The following is a 20,165-nucleotide window of genomic DNA, read 5'->3' as shown; positions in this document are numbered from 1 at the left end:
GGACCGGGACGGGATGGAAGCGGCCTGCGCACCCCGCGCCGGGGGGGCAGGCCGCCCGGTCACCAGGCGTTGTAGCCCAGGTACTTGCCGGTCATCTCGACCTTCACCCGGTCGCCCTTTTCGTGCGGGACCCGGGTCACCTGCATGTCGAAGTCGATCGCCGACATGATGCCGTCGCCGAACTTCTCCTGGATCAGCGCCTTCAGCGTCGGGCCGTAGACGCCGACGATCTCGTAGAAGCGGTAGATGCAGGGATCGGTCGGCACCGCCTGGGTCCAGACCTTCGTCGGGCTTTCGGCCAGCACCGCGGCCGCGCCCTCGGGCAGGTCGAGAAGGGCGGCCAGCGCCTCGGCCTTTGCGGGCGGCATCGCGTTCATGCCCATGGCCGCCGAATGGGTCCAGACCGGCGACATGGCGATCGCCTCGGCGATGCCTTCCCAGGTCAGGCCCTTGCGCTTCTTGGCGGCGATGATCAGGGCGGTGACGTCCTCCTTGGTCAGCATCTCGGCGGGAACGAGGTCTTTCATCGGGTCTTCCTCCTTGGTTGGAACGGTCAGCCCCCCGTGGCGAGATGGGCGGCGAGGCGGGCGGCGAGGATCAGGCAGGCCAGCGCCAGCAGCGCCGAGACGCCCTGCCAGAAGCGGACCGGGTTGCGCTCGGCCAGCGGCACGTGGCGCCCCGGCTCCCAGACGTCGCCGGGACGCGCGAGGTCGGCCAGGAATTCGCCCAGCGCGGGGTAGCGGCGGGCGGGATCGGGATGGCATGCCCGGCGCAGCGCGGCGTCGACCCAGTCGGGCACGGCATTGTCCGCGGCCCGGGCCGGGGCATAGGCCAGCCGGTCGCGGTCGCGCCGCGAATGGATGCGGGCGACCTGCGCGCCATAGGGCAGCCGCCCCGTCAGCATCTCGTAGACGATCGCGGCCAGCGCGTACTGGTCGGCCTGCCAGCCGATCCACTCGCCGCAGAAATACTCGGGCGCGGTGTACTGGAACGTGCCCGGCTGCTGGCCCAGCAGGCCCGGCGCCGCCTCTTCGACCCCGGCGACCGAGGCCGAACCGAGGTCGATGATCTTCACCGTCCCGGCGGTGTCGATCATCACGTTCTCGGGGCGCAGGTCCTGGTGCACCATGCCGCGCCGGTGCAGCGCGCGCAGCCCCGCGACCAGCTGGCGCGCGATGGCGCGCACCGCGTCCAGATCGGCGCGCGGGTGGTCGGTCATCCATTGCCGCAGCGTGCGGCCCTCGACGAAGTCGGTCACGACGTAAAGCGCGCTGCGCGGCTGCCGGCGCCGCGCGGCGGCCAGCACATGCGGCGAGGACACGCGTGCCAGCACCCATTCCTCGAGCAGGAAGCGGCGCAGGTAGGCGGGATCGGCGGCGGTGTCGGCCGCGGGGATCTTCAGCGCGACGCGCGCCCCCGCCGGATCGGTGGCGAGGTAGACGCGGCTGCGGGCGGTCGCGTGGATCTCGTGCGCGATGCGGAAGCCGTCGATGACCGCGCCCGCCTGCGGCGGCGGCGGCACCGGCAGGTCGGCGGACCCGGCGCCAAGGCCGGCCCCGCCGTGAACGAGGTCGGGACCCGCGTTGGGACCCAGGTCGGGCCCCGGGTCGGGAAGCGCGTCGATCCGCGCGATCTGCACCGTGAGGTTGTCGCGGCTGCCCGCGGCCAGCGCCGCCGCGAGCACCGTCCGCGCCGCAGCATCGAGATCGGGCGCGGCGGCGATGGCGTCGCGGATCACCCGGCCGTCGACATGCTCGTGCACGCCGTCGGTGCTCAGCACGAAGACGTCGCCGGGGGCGAGCGCGGTGCGGGCATAGTCGACCCTCACCCGGTCCTCGGCCCCCAGCGCGCGCGACAGCTGGCTGTCGCCGGGCCCGAGGGTCACGCGGTGGTCGGTGGTCAGCGGCTCGAGGCTGCGGCCCGCCAGCCGCGAGACCCGGCTGTCGCCGACGTGCAGGACATGGGCGACCCGGCCCTTCAGGATCAGCGCGGCCAGGGTGCAGACGTGGCCGCGGTTCACGTCGCGCCCGGCGTTCAGCCCCGACAGCCAGCCGTTGGTCGCGCAGATGACCCGGGTCGCGGCGGTCTCGACCGTCCAGCCCTCGGGCGTGGCATAGTAGTCCGACAACAGCGCCTTGACCGCCATCTCGGCCGCCTCGCGCCCGTGGTCCGAGCTGGAGATGCCGTCGGCCAGCGCCAGCGTCACCCCCTTGAGCGCGAGGTCCGCGCCCTGCGGCACCAGCGCGCCGTGGAAATCCTGGTTCTCGGGCTTGGCCCCGGCCATCGAGGCCTGGCCGATCGCGACCACGAGGCCGGTCGCGGCAGCATCCTTCGGCATCGGCCCCTCCGGGTCAGGCGACGGGGACCCTGCCGGGGCAGGGTCCCGCCGTTTCGGGTCGGCGCGTGCCGGGTCGGCCCGCGCGCGCCGCGCGCGGCCGTCCCGTCACGTCGCCGCTCACTCGGCGGGCATGCCGCGCGGGGCGGGCGCGCCGGGGCGGCCGCGCTCGGGCCCGGTCTTGAGGTGGGTCGAGTAGATCATCGCGCCCACGAAGGTCAGCCCGCCGACGAGGTTGCCCAGCACCGTCGGGATCTCGTTCCACAGGAAATAGTCCATCCAGGTGAAGTTGCCGCCCAGCAGGATGCCCGAGGGGAACAGGAACATGTTCACGATCGAATGCTCGAACCCCATGTAGAAGAACACCAGGATCGGCATCCACATCGCCATGATCTTGCCCGAGACCGAGGTCGACATCATCGCCGCGACCACCCCGGTCGAGACCATCCAGTTGCACATCACCGCGCGCACGAACAGCGTGAGCAGGCCCGCCGCGCCATGGGCGGCATAGCCGACGGTGCGGCCCTCGCCGATCGTGCCGATCTTCTGGCCGATCGCGTTCGGCGCCTCGGAGAAGCCGAAGGTGAAGATGATCGCCATGAACACCGCGACCGTCATCGCGCCGGCGAAGTTGCCCAGGAACACGAGGCCCCAGTTGCGCAGCATGCCGCCGACGGTCACGCCCGGGCGGCGGTCGAACAGCGCCAGCGGCACCAGGGTGAAGACGCCGGTCAGCAGGTCGAAGCCCAGCAGGTAGAGCATGCAGAACCCGACCGGGAACAGCAGCGCGCCCACCAGCGGGTTGCCGGTGTTGACGGTGATCGAGATCGCGAAGGCGGCGGCGAGCGCCAGGATCGCGCCGGCCATGTAGGCGCGGATCACCGTGTCCCGCGTGGACATGAAGACCTTGGCTTCTCCGGCATCGACCATCTTCTTGGCGAAGTCGCCGGGCGTGACGTAGGACATCTGGGTTCCCCTCTGTGGTGTTGTGCCGGCGTCTGGCCGGTGGTTTCGATCGGTCGTGTGCGGCCTTTGCGACGCGCAGGGCTCAGGCGACGTGCAGGGCTCAGGCGACGTGCAGGGCCTGGGCGAAGACGGGCGCGCCCGGTCCCGGGGACGGGGCGGACAGACAGGGATGGCGGTGACGTGAGGCGGTCATGCCGGCTCCCCTCGGGACTGGAGCGGGACCGGATCCTCCGGCGCCGCGGCGATTTCTGTCGGGCGGGGACGCGGGCGCGCCATCGCTTGAACCCGGATCCCCGGGCTGACCTGCCGGCCTCTTTGCCGGTGCCCCGAGGGGCGTCTTTGACGGAAATTGCCGCGCCGTTGCGGCCGCGGTCGCATCGGGACCCCATGTCGATACTTCCTGCTAGGAAACGGGAGGCCGCCGCGCAAGATCATTCGAACCCATCGCGACATCGGCCGCCGCCCGCGCCGCCGGACTGCCGCCAGGGGCGGCAAACCGGAACATTCTGCGTATTTTCGCGCCAGAGGTGAATCCGGGGCGCGCCGTGCCGGCCGCCCTCCCCCTCGACTTCCTCGGCAGGCGCGGCCAAGGATCGGCGCGCCAGATGAAGGAGCCGCCATGACCCTCGACCTCGTGATCCGCCAGGCCCGCCTTGCCGACGGCGCCGCCCCGGTCGACATCGGCATCGCCGCGGGCCGCGTGGCCGCGATCGCGCCGCGGATCGAGACCGATGCCCCTGCCCGCGCGGCCGGCGGCAACCGGGTGATCCGGGGACTGGTCGACAGCCACCTGCACCTGGACAAGGCCTGCCTGATGGACCGGGCGGCGAACCCCTCGGGGACGCTGAAGGGCGCGATCGCCGCGGTCAGCGCGGCCAAGCGCGGCTTCACCCATGACGACATCCTCGCCCGCGGCGCGCGGGTGCTGGAGATGGCGATCGGCCAGGGCACCAACCTCGTGCGCAGCCAGGTCGAGATCGACCCCGCGATCGGGCTGACCGGCTTCGAGGCGGTGCGGCAGCTGAAGGCGGATCACGCCTGGGCGCTGGACCTGCAGATCTGCGTCTTCCCGCAGGAGGGGATGCTGAACCTGCCCGGGACCGAGGCGCTGCTGATCCGCGCGCTGCAGGAGGGCGCAGACCTGCTGGGCGGCTGCCCCTATACCGACACCGACCCCGAGGGGCAGATCGCGCGGCTGTTCGCCATCGCCCGCGACTTCGACATCGACCTGGACTTCCACCTGGATTTCGACCTCGACCCGTCGTGGCGCCATCTCGACGCGGTGGCACGGCAGGCGATCGCGCATGGCTGGCAGGGGCGCGTGGCGGTCGGGCATGTGACCAAGCTGTCGATGCTGCCGCCCGGCCGGCTGGAGGAAAGCCTTGCGCTGATGCGCGACGCCGGGGTGGCGCTGACGGTGCTGCCGTCGACGGACCTGTTCATGACCGGGCGCGACCACGACCACGCCGTGCCGCGCGGCGTCGCCCCGGCGCACCGGGCCGAGGCCTGCGGCGTCTGCGCGACGATCGCGACCAACAACGTGCTGAACCCCTTCACCCCGTTCGGCGACGGGTCGCTGACGCGGATGGCGAACCTTTATGCCAATGTCGCCCAGCTGGGGGCCGAGGCCGATCTGGCCCGGGTGTTCGCGATGGTCAGCGACGCGCCCGCGCGGCTTCTGGGCCGCGACCCGGCGATCGCGGTCGGCCAGCCCGCCGACCTCGTGCTCTTGCCCGCGGTCTCGGGCGCCGAGGCGGTGGCGACGGTGGCGCGGCCGCTCTGGGGGCTGAAGGCCGGGCGCCCGAGCTTCGAGCATCCGGCGCCGGTGCTGCACCGGCCCGGCTGAAGGCTGGCCGGGCCCCATCCGCCCCCCGGCGCGGCTGCGGCGCCGGCCGGGCCCTGACGTCGGGCAAACCATTGACTGGGCGCGCAACCGCGACATCTACCCGCGCGGGCGGAGGCTGCCTCCGCCGGTGCAGGAATGAGGAGTCGACGTGTCAGGACCCAACCAAACCCCCGAAACCGGGCTCGACGGCATCCTGTCGCGCCAGCTGGTGCTGAGCGCCGCGACCGCCGCGCTGGGCGGCTTCCTGTTCGGCTACGACAGCTCGATCATCAACGGCACGGTCGACGCCGTGCGCGAGCAGTTCGGCCTGTCGGCGACCGCGATCGGCTTCACCGTCTCCTGCGCGCTGCTGGGCGCGATGATCGGCGCCTGGTACGCGGGCGTCTGCGCCGAGCGGATCGGGCGGGTGCGCACGATGGTGGTGGCCTCGGTGCTGCTGGCGATCTCGGCGCTGGGGTCGGGCATCGCCTTCGGGGTCTGGGACCTGGTGCTGTGGCGCTTCGTCGGCGGCATCGGCGTCGGCTTCGCCTCGATCATCGCGCCGGCCTACATCGCCGAGGTCAGCCCCTCGGAGAACCGCGGCCGGCTGGGCACGCTGCAGCAGATGGCGATCGTGCTGGGGATCTTCCTCGCGCTGCTGATCAGCGCGATCCTGGCGCGGGTCGCGGGCGGCGCGGCGGGCGAGCTGTGGATGGGCATGACCGCCTGGCGCTGGATGTTCCTGTCCGAGCTGATCCCGGCCGCGGCCTACGGCCTGCTGGCGCTCGGCCTGCCCGAAAGCCCGCGCTACCTGGTCGAGAAGAACCGCATCGACGAGGCGCGCGACATCCTGGCGCGGGTCGTCGGCATCACCCGGCCCGAGCGCGTCGCCGCCAAGATCGAGGAGATCCGCCGCACCGTCAGCGCCGAGGCCCGCAAGAGCTTTCGCGACCTGACCGGGGGGCGGGCCTATTTCCTGCCGATCGTCTGGCTGGGGATCATCCTGTCGGTGTTCCAGCAGCTCGTCGGGATCAACGTCATCTTCTACTATTCGACGACGCTCTGGCGCTCGGTCGGGTTCGAGGAGAGCGACAGCTTCATGATCTCGGTCTTCATGTCGATCACCAACGTGGTCGCGACGGTGATCGCGATCCTGCTGATCGACTCGGTCGGGCGGCGGAAGCTGCTGCTGTGGGGCTCGGCGCTGATGGCGCTGTCGCTGGGCGCGATGGCGTGGTCGTTCAGCTATGCCACCACCGTCGACGGCGCCGTCAGCCTGCCCGCGCCCTGGGGCCCGGTGGCGCTGGTCGCGGCGAACGTGTTCATCATCGGCTTCGGCGCCAGCTGGGGCCCGGCGGTCTGGGTGCTTCTGGGCGAGATGTTCCCCAACCGGATCCGCGGCATGGGCCTTGGCCTGGCGGGCGCGGCGCAGTGGCTGGCGAACTTCGTCGTCTCGACCACCTTCCCGATCCTCGCCGGTGTCGGGCTCGACCTGGCCTATGCGATCTACGCCATCAGCGCGGCGGTGTCGTTCTTCTTCGTCTGGAAGATGGTCGAGGAGACCAAGGGCCGCAGCCTCGAGGAGATGGCGATGGCGCACGACCGGCGCTGAGCCGGCCACGGCGCGGGGGATCACACCCCGCGCCGGTTGCCCCAGATCAGAACGTGCATCTGCGGCAGCACCCGCGGCCGGTACCACCGCGCCGCCGTCACCTTCTCGACCAGCCACAGCAGCCGGTCGGCCAGCCGCTGCGGATCGACCGGCAGGTCGGGATCGACCTCGGGATTGCCGGGCTGCACGAACAGCGGCAGCTGCGGATAGCGCCCCGCCACGTCGCGCGCCCAGTCGAAGTCGCGATCGTCGAAGATCACGATCTTCAGCGCCTTCGGCGCCGCGCCCGAGGCCGCGAGGCAGGCGTCGAACGCCGCCCAGTCCGGGGTCTCGCCGCTCGAGGGCGGCTTGGGGCTGAGCACCAGCATCGCGAGATCGGCGAACCAGTCGCGCGCGACCGAGCCCTGGGTCTCGCAGGCGAAACGGTAGCCCTTCGCGCGGCCCAGCGCGATCAGCCCCGAGAAATCCTGGATCGCCGGGTTGCCGCCCGAGATCGAGACCGTCAGCGGCTCGCCGCCCGACAGGCGCTCGACCTCGTCGAAGACCGCGGCGGGGGTCATCGCCGCCCAGGTCTCGCGGAAGGCGCTGTCGACCGCGTGCAGGCTGTCGCACCACGAACAGCGATAGTCGCAGCCCCCCGCGCGCACGAAGACCGTGGGCTCGCCGATCAGCGCGCCCTCGCCCTGCACCGTGGGGCCGAAGATCTCGGCGATGCGCAGCCGGGCGGTCACGGGCGGTACTCCGACCAGGTCTTGGGGGTTTCCGAGACGCGCACCGCGACGACCTCGGGCCAGCGGGCGACGGCCCAGTCGTGGAAGTGCCGCGCCAGCCGCTCGGCGGTGGGATTGCCGTCGAGCACGTCGTTGAGGTGGCGGTGATCGAAGCTGTCGTCGATGTAGTGCTTCAGCGCCGACAGCTCGCGGTAGTCGCGCACGAAGCCCACCGCGTCGAGATCGGCCGAGGCGAGTTCGACCACCACGGCATAGTTGTGCCCGTGCAGCCGCGCGCAGGGATGATCGGCGGCCAGCCCCTCGAGCACGTGCGAGGCCGAGAAGGCGAATTCCTTGGCGATCCTATACATCCTGTGCCGCCTTCCGCGCCACGGCCCCGGCCCAGAAGTCGGGGTCTTCGTAGTCGGTCGGGTCGGGCACGCCGGCCAGGTGGAACGCCTCGCGCCGCTCGACGCAGGTGCCGCAGCGGCCGCAGTGGCGCGCGCCGCCCTTGTAGCACGACCAGGTCTGCGCGAAGGGCGTGCCGGCCGCGGCGCCGGCGGTGACGATGTCGGCCTTGGTGCGGTGCACGAAGGGCGTGACAAGCCGCACCTCGGCATAGCCGTCGAGCGCGGCGCGCTGCATCGCGTCGAAGGCCTGCGTGAAGGCGGGGCGGCAGTCGGGATAGATGAAATGGTCGCCGCCGTGAACCGCGGTGGCGACGGCGGTGTCGCCGTTCGCGGCGGCGACGCCGAAGGCCACGCTCAGCATGATCGCGTTGCGGTTCGGCACGACGGTGATGCGCATCGTCTCCTCGGCGTAATGGCCGTCGGGGACGTCGACGTCGTCGGTCAGCGCCGAACCGGTGAGCGCGGCGCCGATCGCGCGCAGGTCGATCAGTTGGAACGGCACGCCCAGCCGGTCGGCGCAGGCCGAGGCAAAGAGCGTTTCCTTGCGGTGGCGCTGGCCGTAGTCGAAGGAGATCAGGCGCGACAGGTGGCCTTCGGCCGCCGCGACATGGGCGAGCGACACGGAATCGAGTCCGCCGGAGCAGATGACGAGGGTCTTCATCGGGGTCCTTGTTTTGATACCCGGGTAGGCTGCGACCGGGAGGCCGCCCTTATAGGCCCGGCGCGGCGCCTTGCCAAGCGCCCGATCCGAAACGCACGGGAACCCGCGCACGGCCGGAACCGAACGGCGGTGCGGCGGTTGTCGCGCCAGAGCCCGGGCACCGCAGCCCCGCGGTCGCGGCCGGGCACCCCGTTCGGAGGAGACACAGATGAAACGCTCGATCCTGATCCTGGCCTGCCTGTCGGCGCTGAGCGTCGCGGCCTGCGGCGACACCAAGGGCACCCGCATCGGCACCGGCGCGCTGATCGGCGGCGGTCTGGCGGCCGCGACCAGCAACAACGTCGCCGCGGGTGCGGTCGCGGGCGGGGCGGTCGGCGCGCTGCGCTGATCGCGACGCCGAGGGTTATTACCCGCGGCCCCGCGAGGGTTGGCATTCGGGCGGCGTTGGGCGAAGGTCCGGCGCCGCCCTGTCCGTTCCGGGCCGGGCAAAACTGCCGGAACCCGTGCCATGTCCAATCTCGTCTACATCCTGAACGGCCCGAACCTGAACCTTCTGGGCAAGCGCCAGCCGCACATCTACGGCCACGAGACGCTCGCCGACATCGAGGCCGACTGCGCCCGCCTTGCCGCCGAGCTGGGGCTGGAGATCCGGCTGCTGCAGTCCAACCACGAGGGCCAGATCATCGACTGGATCCACGAGGCCCGCACCGACGCCTGCGGCATCGTCATCAACCCGGGCGCCTTCACCCATACCTCGGTCGCGATCCTCGACGCGCTGAACGCCTTCGAGGGCGCGGTGATCGAGGTGCACATCTCGAACGTGCACAAGCGCGAAAGCTTCCGCCACCACTCCTACGTCAGCCTGCGCGCCGATGGCGTAATCGCCGGCTGCGGCACCCAGGGCTATCAGTTCGGCCTGCGCCGGGTGGCGATGCTGGCCGCGACCGCCAAGGCCTGAGACTGAGTTGCCCCGCGGGAGGCGGGGCGCGCGGCCGGGGTCAGCCGAGGTCGTGGAACCGCCGCCCGAACCAGACGCTGCCGCGCAGGTCGTCGATGGCCATCCGCACGTCGACCACCTGGCAGAACAGCACCGAATGGGTCGCGACCTCGGCCCGTTCGGTGACGCGGGTGTCGAACGATACCAGCGCCTCGTCCAGCATCGGCGCGCCGGTGGCGCCGCGGTGCCAGACCGCGCGGGCGAAGCGGTCCTCCATCGGGGTGCGGCCGCCGAACAGGCGCGCAAGCTCGGCGTGGCGCGGGCCGACGGTGTTGACGCACAGCGCCGTCGCCGCGCGGAACGCCGCCGCGACCGAGCTGCCGTTGTTGACGCAGACGAGCAGCGTCGGCGGCGCGTCCGACACCGAGCAGACCGCCGAGGCGGTGAAGCCGACCAGCCCGGTCGCGGTCTCGGTGGTAATGATGTTCACCGCCCCCGCCAGACGCGACATGCCTTCGCGGAACAGATCGCGGGCGACGGGGTCCTGTGGAAGCGTCATGCGGTCCTCGGGCGGCCGGGGGCGTGGGGTCACCGGGGCCGTCCCCGGTGCGCCCTGATTACCGGCCGGGCCGCAGCGGCGCAACCGCCCCCCCGGGGGCGGGGGCGTCGCGGCCCGCGCCGCCCGCCGCGGTGTCAGCCGGCCTCGGCGATGTATTTCTCGATCAGCGCCACCTCGTCGGCCGCGCCGAAGATCAGCGCGCAGTGCTGGTGCGGCGCGGTGGGGACGATCTCGCTGATCGGGCGGTGGCCGTCCGAGGCGCGGCCCCCCGCCTGCTCGACGATGAAGGCCATCGGCGCGGCCTCGTACAGCAGCCGCAGCCGGCCCTGCTCATAGCCCGGGCGGCCGTCGGCGGGATACAGGAACACGCCGCCCTTCAGCAGGATCCGGTGCAGATCGCCCACCGCCGCGCCCAGCCAGCGCATGTTGAAGTTCTTGCCCATCGGGCCGTCCTTGCCCGCGCGCATGTCCGCGACCCAGGCCTTCAGCCCCGGCCCCCAGTGCCGCTCGTTCGAGGCATTGTAGGCGACCGAGCTTGAGGCGGACTTCATCGTCACGTTTTCGCGCGCGATGCGGAACTGGCCCAGCTCGCGGTCGAGGGTGGCGATGTGCAGCCCCGCGCCCAGCGAGAAGCCGAAGTCGCACGAATGCCCGAACGAGGCATAGCCGGCCGCGACCACCGCCGAGGAGGGGCGCAGGAAGCTGTCGGGACCGCCCGCGGGCAGGATCGTGTACAGAAGCCCCAGCGGCGCGCCGATGCCGATGCTGCCCGAGCCGTCGATCGGGTCCATCGCCACGTCCCAGGCGCCCTCGGGATCGAGCACGCAGATCTCCTCGGCCTCCTCGGACAGCACGCGGGCGACGCCGGTGCCGCGCAGGGCGGCCAGGATGTGCTCGTGCGCGCCGACGTCCAACGCCTTCTGCTGGTCGCCGCTGTCGTTGGTGCCGACGATCGCCTCGGGGTCGCCGTGCAGGCGGCCCGCGGCAAGGCGGTCGGCCAGCGCCGGCAGCGCGTTGGCGATGGCAAGCGTGATCGCGGCCGGCCCCGTGCCGGTCAGGACCTGGTCGATCGGCGTGCCGGTGGCGGCACCGTCATTGGGAAGACGCAGCATGAGGACCCTCGATAAGCAGCGGCCGGACCCGGTCCGGCGGATTGTCCCCGTTGTTCTGCGGGTTGCCGCCCGCTGCGTCAATCGCCGCGGCAGCAAAACCCGGCGGCGGACCGCCGGTGGCGGCCGGGCCGCCGCCCCCGTGCCGCCCCCGCGCCGTCACGGCGCCGTCACGGCGCAGTCTCGCGGGCGCGGCCGCGACGGTCACATCCGCATCGCGTGGGGATCGAGCGCGAGGTCGATCAGCAGCGGCCCCCGCCGGTCCGCCAGCGCCGCGATCGCCGGCCCGATGTCACCGGGCGCGGCGATGCGCAGCGCCCGCGCCCCCATCGCCCGCGCAAGCGCCACGAAGTCCGGCGGGTGGATCAGCGACAGGCCCGGATCCATGCCCTTGGCGGTGAACTGGATGTGCTCGGCGCCATAGGCACCGTCGTTGTGCAGCAGCACGACCAGGTCGAGCCCCTCGCGCACCGCCGTCGACAGCTCGGCCAGCCCGCCGAGCAGGAACCCGCCATCCCCCGCCAGCAGCACCGTCCGTCGCCCCGGCGCGGCGCGCGCGGCGCCGATGGCCTCGCCCATGCCGCAGCCGATGGCGCCGAAGTTGCAGGAATAGACGAAGGCGCCCGGCGCGCGCACCGACAGCACGCCCCAGGCGGTGACGGTGAAGCGCCCGAGGTCGCCGACCAGCACGCGGTCGGGCGTCAGCGCCGCGTCGAGCCGCTGCAGCGCCGGGCCCGCGTCGATCGTGCCGGGCGCGGTGGCGGCGAAGGGCGCGGGCGGCGCGGCCCGCAGCCCGGCCAGCCGCGCGGCCAGCGCGGCATCGGCGGCGCCCGAGGGCGGGATCTCGGCCTCGTCCATGATCTTGGCCAGCCGCGCGGCGGTGGCGGCGATGTCGCCGATCAAGAGCACCGTCGGCTCGGTCCGGCGGTCGTTCTCCATCGGGTCGGCCAGCACCTGCACCACGCGGCGGCCGCGCAGATAGCTGCCCGCCTCGGTGGTCTGGCGGCTGAGGCTTGCCCCGAAGGCGATGATGCAGTCCGACTGCAGGATCGCCTCGACCGTCACCGGCCCCGACAGCCCGCCGAAGACGCCCAGATCGTGCGGATGGCCTTGAAACAGGCCCGAAGCCTTGAGCGTGGTCGACACCGGCGCCTGCAGCCGCGCCGCCAGCCGTTCGAGCGCGGCACGCGCCTGCACCGCGCCCCGCCCGGCCAGGATCAGCGGCCGGCGGGCCGAGGCGATCATGCCGGCGGCCTCGTCGAAGGCCTCGCCCTCGGGCACGGCGGCGCGCACCTGCGGCACCGGCCAGGCGACCGGCGCGGCCGCGGTCGGCTGCCACATCAGGTCGGCGCGCATGTTGAACACGATCGGGCGACGCTCGAGCGCCGCGCGGCGGAAGGCGCGCGCCAGATCCTCGGCCGCCGTGTCGGGCGCGCGCAGCTCGACAAAGCCCGCGCCGGAGGCCTTCACGATCTCGCGCTGGTCGATCTTCTGCAGGTGCTCGAGATCGCCGGGCGCGGTGTCGCCCGCCATCACCACCGCCGGGATCCCGCCCTTGGCGCCCTCGGCCAGGGCGGTGACGACGTTGGTCAGCGCCGGCCCGTGGGTGATCGTGGCCACGCCGACCCGCCCCGCGACCTGCGCGTATCCCAGCGCCGCCAGCACCGCATTCGCCTCGTGCGTCAGCGCGGTATAGCGGCCGTGCCCGGCCCGCACCCAGGCATCGACCATGTAGAGGTTCGCATCGCCCACCAGTCCGAACAGATGCTCGACCCGGTGCGCGGCCAGACATTCGGCCAGCAGTTCGAAGGTTTTGCGTTCCATTTGCCTCAGAACCGGTGAATCCGCAGTCCCAGCACCTTCTCGGACACGACCACCACCGCGACGGTGACGAAGATCGAGCACGAGGCGACGGCGGCGGCCTCGGGGGTGTAGTTCGACTTCAGGTAGTCGAACAGCTGGATCGGCAGGGTCGAGCTGCCGATGGATTTCAGCATGAAGCTGATGGTGAAGACGTCGAAGGAGATCACGAAGGCGAAGAGGCAGCCCGAGAACACGCCGGGCTTGATCAGCGGCAGCATCACCCGGCGGAACCGGGTCCAGCGCCCGGCGCCAAGCGACCGGGCGGCCATGGTCCAGTCGGGGTCGTAGCCCTCGAGGCTGGAGGTGACGTTCATGAACACGAAGGGCAGGCAGATCAGCACGTGGCCCACCAGCAGCCCGAACATCGTCGTGGTGCCGATGCCGACGGCATAGACGAAGAACAGAAGCGAGATCGCGGTCAGCACCTCGGGCAGCAGCAGGGGCGACAGCAGCGCCACCCGCAGCTGTTCCTTGCGCCGGCCGGCGAACTGCACGTAGTAGACCGCCGCCATCGTGCCGATCGTCCCCGCCACCAGCGTCGCCACCGCGGCGATCCACAGCGAGGTACCGATCGCGCGCAGGAAGACCTCGTTGTGCAGGAAGGCCGCGTACCAGCGCAGCGACAGGCCCTGCGGCGGGAAGGTCAGGAAGGCCCCCGCGTTCAGCGAGGCGCCGATCACCACGACGATCGGCGCCATCAGGAAGGCGTAGATCACCAGCGAATACAGGTTCAGGACCTGGCGTGCCACGGGCTCAGCCCTTCCACTTGAGGCGCGTGAGCCGCGCGAAGATCACCACGATCAGCGCGCCCACCGCCGACAGGATCAGCGCCAGCGCCGCCCCGAGCGGCCACTGGAACGTATCCAGAAGCGCGTCGACCACCGTCACCGCCATCGTCTTGACCCGCAGCCCGCCGATCAGCGCCGGCGTGACGTAGGACGACAACGACAGCACGAAGACGAGGATGCAGCCCGCCTGGATGCCCGGCATCGCCAAGGGCAGCAGCACCCGGCGGATCACCGTCACCCGCCCCGCCCCGAGCGACCGCGCGGCCGCGCTCAGCGCCGGGTCGATCGACTGCACCGCGCTCATGATCGGCAGGATCATGAACGGCAGGAACACGTGGGTCAGCGCGATGATGATGCCAAGCGAGTTGTACATCAGCGGCAGCGGCCGCTCGATCAGCCCGGCGCCGATCAGGCCGCGGTTGATGACGCCGTTGTTGCCCAGCAGGATCGTCCAGCCGTAGGAGCGGATCACGATGCCGACCAGAAGCGGCGACAGCACGATGCCATAGCACAGGCCGCGCAGCCGCAGGTCGGCCCGGGCCAGCTGGAACGCCACCGGCAGGCCGATGACCAGCGTCGCGAAGGTCGTGACAAGCCCGATCCACAGCGTGTTCAGCATCTGCCCCTGGTAGAGGTCGCTGGTCAGGAACCGGCCGTAGTTCGCCAGCGTCCAGCCCGGCGCATAGGGCGTGCCCTGCCCCGGGTTGCGGAAGCTGATCGCAAGGATGTTGAGGTAGGGCACCGCCAGAAACACCACCAGCAGCAGCGCCGCCGGCAGGATCAGCAGCACCGCGCGGCGCCGGTCGGCGGCGGCGGCGGCCATCAGTCCTCCTCCAGCGGCCAGAGCCGCGCGGGATCGACGGCAAGGCGCAGGGCGGTGCCCGGCACGTGCAGGCCGCGGTTGATCGCCTTCACCTCGATCTCCGAGCCGTCGTCGAAGGCCAGGCGATAGTCCACGATCGCCCCGCTGTCGAAGCCCGCGATCACCCGCGCGGGCAGGCCCTGCGCGGCATCGGCGGGCAGCAGGTCGATCGCCTCGGGGCGCAGCGCCAGCGTGACCGGCGCGCCGGGCGCGCGCGGCGCGGCAAGCGCGGTGGTGCCGAAGCGGCTTTCGGCCAGCGTGCCCGGCGCGGCGACGCGGCCCTCGACTAGGTTCACCTGGCCCACGAAGCCCGCGACGCTGCGGCTGGCGGGGCGCTGGTAGATCTCGGCCGGCGGGCCCGCCTGGGCGATGTGGCCGCGAAACATCACCACCACCCGGTCCGACATCGTCATCGCCTCGGCCTGGTCGTGGGTGACGTAGATCGTGGTGATGCCGACGCGGCGCTGCAGGTCGCGGATGAACACGCGCATCTCCTCGCGCAGCTTGGCGTCAAGGTTGGCCAGCGGCTCGTCCAGCAGCAGGATCCGGGGCTCGATCACCAGGGCACGGCCGATCGCCACCCGCTGCTGCTGCCCGCCCGACAGCTGGCGCGGATAGCGGTCGGCCAGCGCCGTCAGCTGCACCAGATCGAGCGTGGCGTCGATGCGCCGCGCCATCTCGGCCTTGGGGACCTTGCGCATCTCGAGCCCGAAGGCGAGGTTGCCGCGCACCGTCATGTGCGGGAACAGCGCGTAGTTCTGGAACACCATGCCGATGTCGCGCTTCTCGGCCGGGACATGGCCCACGTCCTGCCCGTCGAAGGCGATGGTGCCCGAGGTCAGGTCCTCGAACCCGGCGAGCATCTTCAGCGTGGTGGTCTTGCCGCAGCCCGAGGGCCCGAGCAGCGACACGAATTCGCCCGAGGGAATGTCGAGCGAGATGGCATCGACGGCCGGGGCGATGGCGGGGCCGTAGGACTTGGTCAGGCGGGTCAGGGTGACGCGGGTCATCGGGGGGCTTTCGGCGGGGCTTTTCGGCAGGCTTTTCGGCGGACTTTTCTGCGGGGCCGGTCTAGGTCCCGGTGCAGGCCCCCGATCCGGTGCGCCCGTCCGGAACCCGGGTGGTGCGCGGGTCGTCAAAGTCCCGCGCGCGCCCGAGAGGGCAGGCGCGCGCGGGCCGGGGCGTCGTGGCCGATCAGCCGACGGTCGCGGCCCAGCGTTCGGACAGCGCGGCCTGGTTGTCGTTCACGTAGCCCCAGTCCCATTGCAGGATGTCGCCCATCGCCTCGCCCGAGATCGGCACCTCATAGGCCAGCTCCTCGGGCGCGGTGACCGAGGCGTTGGTGGGCGAGACGAAGAACTGCTTCATCAGCTGCTCCTGCATCGCGGCCGACAGGATGAAGTCGGCATATTGATAGGCCAGGTCCTTCTCGGGACCGTTCGCCAGGATGTTCAGCGTCTGGTCGAAGGCCAGCACGCCCTCTTCCGGGATCACGTAGTCCACCGGCAGGCCCTGCGCCTTCAGCCGCGCGATCTCGGCGAAGTCGAACGGGGCCACGACGATCTCGCCGCCCGCGAGCGCCGTCGACAGGTTGAAGTCCACCTGCACCACCTGGCCCAGCTTCTTCAGCGCGTCGAAGCCCGCGTCGCTGTCGTACTGGTCCTTGCCGAACAGCTTCGAGGCCAGCAGCAGCTCCATCTTCCCGGCCGAGTTGGCGAAGTTGTAAAGCCCGATGCGGCCGGCGAACTCGGGGTTCTCCCACAGGTCGGCCCAGCGCTTGGGCGGGGTCTGGACCATGTCGGTGCGATAGCCCAGTCCGATCGGCGAATAGCAGGCGACGACGCCGTAGCCGTCGGTGCCCTGCGCGATCGGATAGGTCGCGGCGTAGTTCGGCAGCTTGGCCATGTCGAGCTTCTCGAAGAAGCCCTCCTTGCGCAGGCCCTGCGCGAAGACCTCGTTGGTCATGACGATCGAATAGGGCGGCTTGTCGACGCCCGCGGCGCGCAGGTTGGCGCCGAACACCCGGCCGTTGCCGACGTCGAGCGTGACCGCCGCGCCCGAGGCCTCGGTGAAGGCGGGGGCGACGGTGTCGCGCCAGAACTGTTCCCAGACCCCGCCGAGCGTCGGCACGATCAGGGTCTTCTGCTGCGCGAGCGAGGGGCGGGCGAGAAGCCCGGCGGCGCCAAGCGCGGACAGGCCGCCGAGCGCCTGCCGTCTGGTGATGGTCATCTGCGTCTCCATGTTGGCGGGTCGCCGGTCATTCGCGCCGGTCGTTCCCAGGGATAGGGGGCGGTGTCAGTCCTTCCGGAAGGCCTGCGAGGTCTTCAGCCTGATGTAGTCGCCGTAGGTGATCGGCGGGTATTTCGCGCCCTGCCCGGCATAGGCCGGCAGGCAGTCGATCACCGTCCCGGCGCCGGGGTTGAGGAAGAACGGGATCGACTGGCGCCGCGCCTGGCCCGCATAGCCCGAGGGCGGGTTCGCCACCCGATGCGGGGTCGAGACCCATTCGTCGTTGGTCCAGCGCATGAAGGCGTCGCCGATGTTGATGACATAGGCCCCCTCGACCGACGGCGCGTCGAGCCATTCGCCCTCGCGCGTCTGCACCTGCAGCCCGCCCGGCGAGGCCTCGGAGCGCAGGATGGTCATGAAGCCGTAATCGGTGTGCTGGCCCGCGCGCAGCTGGCCCGGCTCGGGCGCGACGTGCTGCTCGGGGTAGTTGATCACCCGCAGCGCCGACAGGTGGCCCTCGAAATCCTTCTCGAAATGGTCGGGCGCAAGGCCGATCGCCTGGCAGAAGATCCGGCGCATGTGCCCCGCCAGCACCTCCATCGCCGCGAAATAGTCGGCGAAGGCCTGCTGCAACCCGGCCGGCCGGTCCGGCCAGGCATCCCCCGGCAGCCGTGGCCCGAAGTTCAGGCTTTCCTTGAAATCGCCCGGGGTCTTCAGCCCCAGCGTCGCCGCCAGCGCCTCGTCCGCGATCGGCGAGAAGGCGACGCCGCCCATCACCCCGGTGCCGCGGCCCTGCGCCGCCTTCCAGGCCTGCGGCTCGTCGAAGAAGGCCCGCGCCCCGTCGTACAGCGCGCGCGTCACCGCGACCGGCACGCCGTGGCCGGTGACCAGCAGGAAGCCGGTGCTGCGGCAGGCCGCCTCGACCCGGGCGACCACCTCGTCGGCGCCGGGGCCGCCGGCGATGAACGGGGCGATGTCGATCACCGGGATCGCGGTCGAGGTAGCGGTGGCGGATGTCGAGGTCATGGGCAGCTCCTTCGCAGGACGGGTCGGGCGGCCGCGCGGCCGCTGACTCACCGGCCGCACGACCGGCCGACAAACAATTGTTGACAACGAAAACTGTTGACGTCTACTCAAAAAAACATCCGCAGCAGACAAGATGTGACCATGGACGACCTCGCCCCCCAGGAAGCGGCGGTGCTTGACCAGATTTCGCGCAATCCCTTCGCCGGGCAGCAGGAGATCGCCGATGCGCTGGGCATCGCGCGCTCGACCGTGGCTGCGCATGTCGTGCAGCTGATCAAGAAGGGCTACATCCTCGGGCGCGGCTACGTGCTGCCGACCTCGGGGCAGGTGCTGTGCATCGGCGGTGCCGTCTTCGACCGCAAGTACCGCGCCCTGCAGCCGCTGGTGGCCGAGACCTCGAACCCGGTCGAGGCGTTCCACAGCTTCGGCGGCGTCGCGCGCAACGTGGTCGAGAACCTCGCGCGGCTGGGCGAGCCGGTGGGATTCGTGTCGATCCTGGGCGACGACCAGACCGGCCATCACATCCTGGGTCACCTGCGCGACCAGGGCGTCGACGTCAGCCGCGTGATCATCGCCCCCGACGCGACCACCGCCGAATACGGCGCGATCCTGACCCCGGCCGGCGAACTTGCGCTCGGGATCGCCGACATGGCGATCTTCGACCGGCTGACGCCCGCGGCGCTGTCGCGGGTCTGGTCGCATGTCGCGGGCGCGGCCTGGGTCTTCGCCGACGCGAACCTGCCGGCCGAGACGCTGGCCGCGCTGATCCGCCGCCACGAGGGCGGGCGTTACCAGCTGACGATCGACGGCGTCTCGACCCACAAGATCCGCAAGCTGCCGGCGGACCTGTCGGGCATCGACCTTCTGTTCATGAACGCCGACGAGGCGGCGGCGCTGCTTGATCTGCCGGTCGCGCGCGACCTGCCCGAGGCGCTCGACGCCGCGCGCGCCGCCGTGGCCCGCGGCGCCAAGCGGGCGCAGGTCTCGATGGGGGCGCAGGGCCTTGCCATCGCCGGCGACGGCTACGAGCTGGTGATCCCCGCCGTCCCGGCCGCCAGCGTCGACATCACCGGCGCGGGCGACGCGATGGTCGCGGGCACGCTGCACGCGCTCGTCTCGGGCCACGACTTCCCCACCGCGGCGCGCACCGGCGCGCTGATGGGCGCGCTGACGGTCGAGACGCCCGGAACCGTCCGCGCCGACCTCGGGCGCGAGATGCTGGAAACCCATGCCCGCAGCCGGCTGACCGCGCCCAGCGCGGCCGCCCCCGCCCCTGAACTGACCACACCGACCACACCGACCACACCCGCCACCGCCTGACCGGAGACGCCCATGACCGACCTTCCCCTCGACATCCACCCCGAGGTCGCCGCGGCGCTGAAGGCGGGACGTGCCGTCGTGGCGCTGGAATCGACCATCATCACCCACGGCATGCCCCATCCCCAGAACGTCGAGACCGCCCGCGCGGTCGAGGCCGCGATCCGGGCCGAGGGCGCGGTGCCCGCGACGATCGCGCTGCTGAAGGGCCGCATCAAGGTCGGGCTGTCCGACGCGGATCTCGACGCGCTCGTCGCCGATCCCGACTGCGTCAAGGCCTCGGGGCGCGACCTCGCGGTGGCGATGGTGCGCGGCCGGTCGGCGGGCACGACCGTCTCCTCGACCATGCTGATCGCGGCGCGCGCGGGCATCCGCGTCTTCGCCACCGGCGGCATCGGCGGCGTGCACCGCGGCGCCGAGGACACGTTCGACATCTCGGCCGACCTGACCGAGCTGGGCATGACCGAGGTCGCCGTGGTCTGCGCGGGCGTGAAGTCGATCCTCGACATCCCCAAGACCCTCGAACATCTCGAGACGATGCGCGTGCCGGTGATCGTGCACGGCTCTGACGACTTCCCGGCCTTCTTCTCACGCGTGTCGGGCGAGCCCGCGACCCATCGGCTCGACACCGCGGCCGAGATCGCGGCGGCGGTGGCGACGCACCTGTCGCTGGGCACCGGCACCGGCCTGCTGATCGCCAACCCCGTGCCCGAGCCCGACGCGATCCCCGCGGCCGAGATCGACGGCACCATCGCCGAGGCGGTGGCCGAGGCCGCGGCGCAGGGCATCCGCGGCAAGGAGGTGACGCCCTTCCTGCTGGCGCGGATCAACCGGCTGACCGAGGGGCGCAGCCTGGCGGCCAACATCGCGCTGGTGCTGAACAATGCCCGCCTTGCCGCGCAGGTGGCCGGCGGACTGGTGAAATAAGCGGGCACAGACCCGGATCCGACAGGGAA

Annotated in this window: 20 protein-coding genes; 6 read left to right on the top strand and 14 right to left on the bottom strand. The window is 71.6% G+C overall.

Annotation, left to right across the window (positions count from 1 at the left end; genetic code table 11):
- Positions 1-59: 59 nt before the first annotated feature.
- The 3 genes from cynS to V8J39_RS22130 form a co-directional block, all read right to left on the bottom strand.
- Positions 60-527 (bottom strand): cyanase, encoded by a 468-nt coding sequence (gene cynS, locus V8J39_RS22140; protein WP_336463149.1) that lies wholly within the window; start codon positions 525-527, stop codon positions 60-62.
- Positions 528-553: 26 nt separating this feature from the next.
- Positions 554-2,338 carry a protein kinase domain-containing protein gene (locus V8J39_RS22135; protein ID WP_336463148.1) on the bottom strand — a complete coding sequence of 595 codons (1,785 nt, stop codon included), beginning with the start codon at positions 2,336-2,338 and terminating at the stop codon, positions 554-556.
- A gap of 117 nt (positions 2,339-2,455) precedes the next feature.
- Positions 2,456-3,301, bottom strand: a complete 846-nt coding sequence (locus tag V8J39_RS22130; protein WP_336463147.1) for a formate/nitrite transporter family protein — start codon at positions 3,299-3,301, stop codon at positions 2,456-2,458.
- A 619-nt stretch (positions 3,302-3,920) separates the two neighbouring features.
- On the opposite strand from V8J39_RS22130, the gene V8J39_RS22125 reads away from it, so the two are divergent.
- Both V8J39_RS22125 and V8J39_RS22120 read left to right on the top strand, forming a co-directional pair.
- On the top strand, positions 3,921-5,147 hold the full coding sequence (locus tag V8J39_RS22125; RefSeq protein ID WP_336463146.1) for an amidohydrolase family protein: 1,227 nt from the start codon (positions 3,921-3,923) through the stop codon (positions 5,145-5,147).
- A 148-nt stretch (positions 5,148-5,295) separates the two neighbouring features.
- Positions 5,296-6,738, top strand: a complete 1,443-nt coding sequence (locus V8J39_RS22120) for a sugar porter family MFS transporter (protein ID WP_336463145.1) — start codon at positions 5,296-5,298, stop codon at positions 6,736-6,738.
- Between the two features lie 20 nt (positions 6,739-6,758).
- On the opposite strand, the gene queE is transcribed toward V8J39_RS22120, so the two are convergent.
- From queE to queC, 3 genes are read right to left on the bottom strand one after another with little or no spacing between them, the layout of a single operon-like run.
- Positions 6,759-7,469: a 7-carboxy-7-deazaguanine synthase QueE gene (gene queE, locus V8J39_RS22115; protein WP_336463144.1), complete on the bottom strand. Its 711-nt coding sequence runs from the start codon at positions 7,467-7,469 to the stop codon at positions 6,759-6,761.
- Positions 7,466-7,819: a 6-pyruvoyl trahydropterin synthase family protein gene (locus V8J39_RS22110; protein ID WP_336463143.1), complete on the bottom strand. Its 354-nt coding sequence runs from the start codon at positions 7,817-7,819 to the stop codon at positions 7,466-7,468. The genes queE and V8J39_RS22110 overlap by 4 nt, the downstream gene beginning before the upstream one ends.
- Positions 7,812-8,519, bottom strand: a complete 708-nt coding sequence (gene queC / locus V8J39_RS22105; RefSeq protein ID WP_336463142.1) for a 7-cyano-7-deazaguanine synthase QueC — start codon at positions 8,517-8,519, stop codon at positions 7,812-7,814. The genes V8J39_RS22110 and queC overlap by 8 nt, the downstream gene beginning before the upstream one ends.
- Positions 8,520-8,727: 208 nt before the next feature.
- On the opposite strand from queC, the gene V8J39_RS22100 reads away from it, so the two are divergent.
- Together V8J39_RS22100 and aroQ are read left to right on the top strand one after the other, a co-directional pair.
- The gene (locus tag V8J39_RS22100; protein ID WP_336463141.1) at positions 8,728-8,907 is read left to right on the top strand and encodes a hypothetical protein; all 180 of its coding nucleotides are present in this window, start codon (positions 8,728-8,730) and stop codon (positions 8,905-8,907) included.
- A gap of 120 nt (positions 8,908-9,027) precedes the next feature.
- Complete coding sequence (gene aroQ / locus V8J39_RS22095) at positions 9,028-9,477, top strand: type II 3-dehydroquinate dehydratase (RefSeq protein WP_336463140.1); 450 nt, start codon at positions 9,028-9,030, stop codon at positions 9,475-9,477.
- A 40-nt stretch (positions 9,478-9,517) separates the two neighbouring features.
- On the opposite strand, the gene V8J39_RS22090 is transcribed toward aroQ, so the two are convergent.
- From V8J39_RS22090 to V8J39_RS22055, 8 genes are all read right to left on the bottom strand, one after another.
- Positions 9,518-10,015, bottom strand: coding sequence for a flavin reductase (locus tag V8J39_RS22090; protein ID WP_336463139.1), 498 nt, complete (start codon positions 10,013-10,015; stop codon positions 9,518-9,520).
- 134 nt (positions 10,016-10,149) lie between these two features.
- A complete protein-coding gene (locus tag V8J39_RS22085; RefSeq protein ID WP_336463138.1) occupies positions 10,150-11,127 on the bottom strand; it encodes a class 1 fructose-bisphosphatase in 978 nt (325 codons plus the stop codon).
- Between the two features lie 201 nt (positions 11,128-11,328).
- Positions 11,329-12,948 carry a thiamine pyrophosphate-binding protein gene (locus V8J39_RS22080; protein ID WP_336463137.1) on the bottom strand — a complete coding sequence of 540 codons (1,620 nt, stop codon included), beginning with the start codon at positions 12,946-12,948 and terminating at the stop codon, positions 11,329-11,331.
- A 5-nt stretch (positions 12,949-12,953) separates the two neighbouring features.
- The gene (locus V8J39_RS22075) at positions 12,954-13,736 is read right to left on the bottom strand and encodes an ABC transporter permease (protein WP_336463136.1); all 783 of its coding nucleotides are present in this window, start codon (positions 13,734-13,736) and stop codon (positions 12,954-12,956) included.
- Positions 13,737-13,740: 4 nt separating this feature from the next.
- On the bottom strand, positions 13,741-14,598 hold the full coding sequence (locus V8J39_RS22070) for an ABC transporter permease (protein ID WP_336463135.1): 858 nt from the start codon (positions 14,596-14,598) through the stop codon (positions 13,741-13,743).
- On the bottom strand, positions 14,598-15,647 hold the full coding sequence (locus V8J39_RS22065) for an ABC transporter ATP-binding protein (protein ID WP_336463134.1): 1,050 nt from the start codon (positions 15,645-15,647) through the stop codon (positions 14,598-14,600). The genes V8J39_RS22070 and V8J39_RS22065 overlap by 1 nt, the downstream gene beginning before the upstream one ends.
- A 184-nt stretch (positions 15,648-15,831) precedes the next feature.
- Entirely contained in the window at positions 15,832-16,866 is a 1,035-nt protein-coding gene (locus V8J39_RS22060; RefSeq protein ID WP_336463133.1) for an ABC transporter substrate-binding protein, read from the bottom strand.
- A gap of 66 nt (positions 16,867-16,932) precedes the next feature.
- On the bottom strand, positions 16,933-17,892 hold the full coding sequence (locus V8J39_RS22055; RefSeq protein ID WP_336463132.1) for an isopenicillin N synthase family dioxygenase: 960 nt from the start codon (positions 17,890-17,892) through the stop codon (positions 16,933-16,935).
- 141 nt (positions 17,893-18,033) lie between these two features.
- Between V8J39_RS22055 and V8J39_RS22050 the strand changes: the two genes are divergently transcribed.
- Together V8J39_RS22050 and V8J39_RS22045 are read left to right on the top strand one after the other, a co-directional pair.
- Positions 18,034-19,212, top strand: a complete 1,179-nt coding sequence (locus tag V8J39_RS22050) for a carbohydrate kinase (RefSeq protein ID WP_336463131.1) — start codon at positions 18,034-18,036, stop codon at positions 19,210-19,212.
- A gap of 12 nt (positions 19,213-19,224) precedes the next feature.
- Complete coding sequence (locus V8J39_RS22045) at positions 19,225-20,136, top strand: pseudouridine-5'-phosphate glycosidase (RefSeq protein ID WP_336463130.1); 912 nt, start codon at positions 19,225-19,227, stop codon at positions 20,134-20,136.
- Positions 20,137-20,165: the final 29 nt, after the last annotated feature.

Source organism: Frigidibacter sp. MR17.24 (genome assembly GCF_037095655.1).
GTDB lineage: Bacteria > Pseudomonadota > Alphaproteobacteria > Rhodobacterales > Rhodobacteraceae > Frigidibacter.
This window is presented reverse-complemented; position numbering and strand designations above follow the sequence as displayed.

Coding starts and splice junctions, on each gene's coding strand:
- cynS (WP_336463149.1), bottom strand. CDS start 527: ATGAAAGACCTCGTTCCCGCCGAGATGCTGACCAAGGAGGACGTCACC.
- V8J39_RS22135 (WP_336463148.1), bottom strand. CDS start 2,338: ATGCCGAAGGATGCTGCCGCGACCGGCCTCGTGGTCGCGATCGGCCAG.
- V8J39_RS22130 (WP_336463147.1), bottom strand. CDS start 3,301: ATGTCCTACGTCACGCCCGGCGACTTCGCCAAGAAGATGGTCGATGCC.
- V8J39_RS22125 (WP_336463146.1), top strand. CDS start 3,921: ATGACCCTCGACCTCGTGATCCGCCAGGCCCGCCTTGCCGACGGCGCC.
- V8J39_RS22110 (WP_336463143.1), bottom strand. CDS start 7,819: ATGTATAGGATCGCCAAGGAATTCGCCTTCTCGGCCTCGCACGTGCTC.
- queC (WP_336463142.1), bottom strand. CDS start 8,519: ATGAAGACCCTCGTCATCTGCTCCGGCGGACTCGATTCCGTGTCGCTC.
- V8J39_RS22100 (WP_336463141.1), top strand. CDS start 8,728: ATGAAACGCTCGATCCTGATCCTGGCCTGCCTGTCGGCGCTGAGCGTC.
- aroQ (WP_336463140.1), top strand. CDS start 9,028: ATGTCCAATCTCGTCTACATCCTGAACGGCCCGAACCTGAACCTTCTG.
- V8J39_RS22090 (WP_336463139.1), bottom strand. CDS start 10,015: ATGACGCTTCCACAGGACCCCGTCGCCCGCGATCTGTTCCGCGAAGGC.
- V8J39_RS22085 (WP_336463138.1), bottom strand. CDS start 11,127: ATGCTGCGTCTTCCCAATGACGGTGCCGCCACCGGCACGCCGATCGAC.
- V8J39_RS22080 (WP_336463137.1), bottom strand. CDS start 12,948: ATGGAACGCAAAACCTTCGAACTGCTGGCCGAATGTCTGGCCGCGCAC.
- V8J39_RS22070 (WP_336463135.1), bottom strand. CDS start 14,598: ATGGCCGCCGCCGCCGCCGACCGGCGCCGCGCGGTGCTGCTGATCCTG.
- V8J39_RS22065 (WP_336463134.1), bottom strand. CDS start 15,647: ATGACCCGCGTCACCCTGACCCGCCTGACCAAGTCCTACGGCCCCGCC.
- V8J39_RS22060 (WP_336463133.1), bottom strand. CDS start 16,866: ATGACCATCACCAGACGGCAGGCGCTCGGCGGCCTGTCCGCGCTTGGC.
- V8J39_RS22055 (WP_336463132.1), bottom strand. CDS start 17,892: ATGACCTCGACATCCGCCACCGCTACCTCGACCGCGATCCCGGTGATC.
- V8J39_RS22050 (WP_336463131.1), top strand. CDS start 18,034: ATGGACGACCTCGCCCCCCAGGAAGCGGCGGTGCTTGACCAGATTTCG.
- V8J39_RS22045 (WP_336463130.1), top strand. CDS start 19,225: ATGACCGACCTTCCCCTCGACATCCACCCCGAGGTCGCCGCGGCGCTG.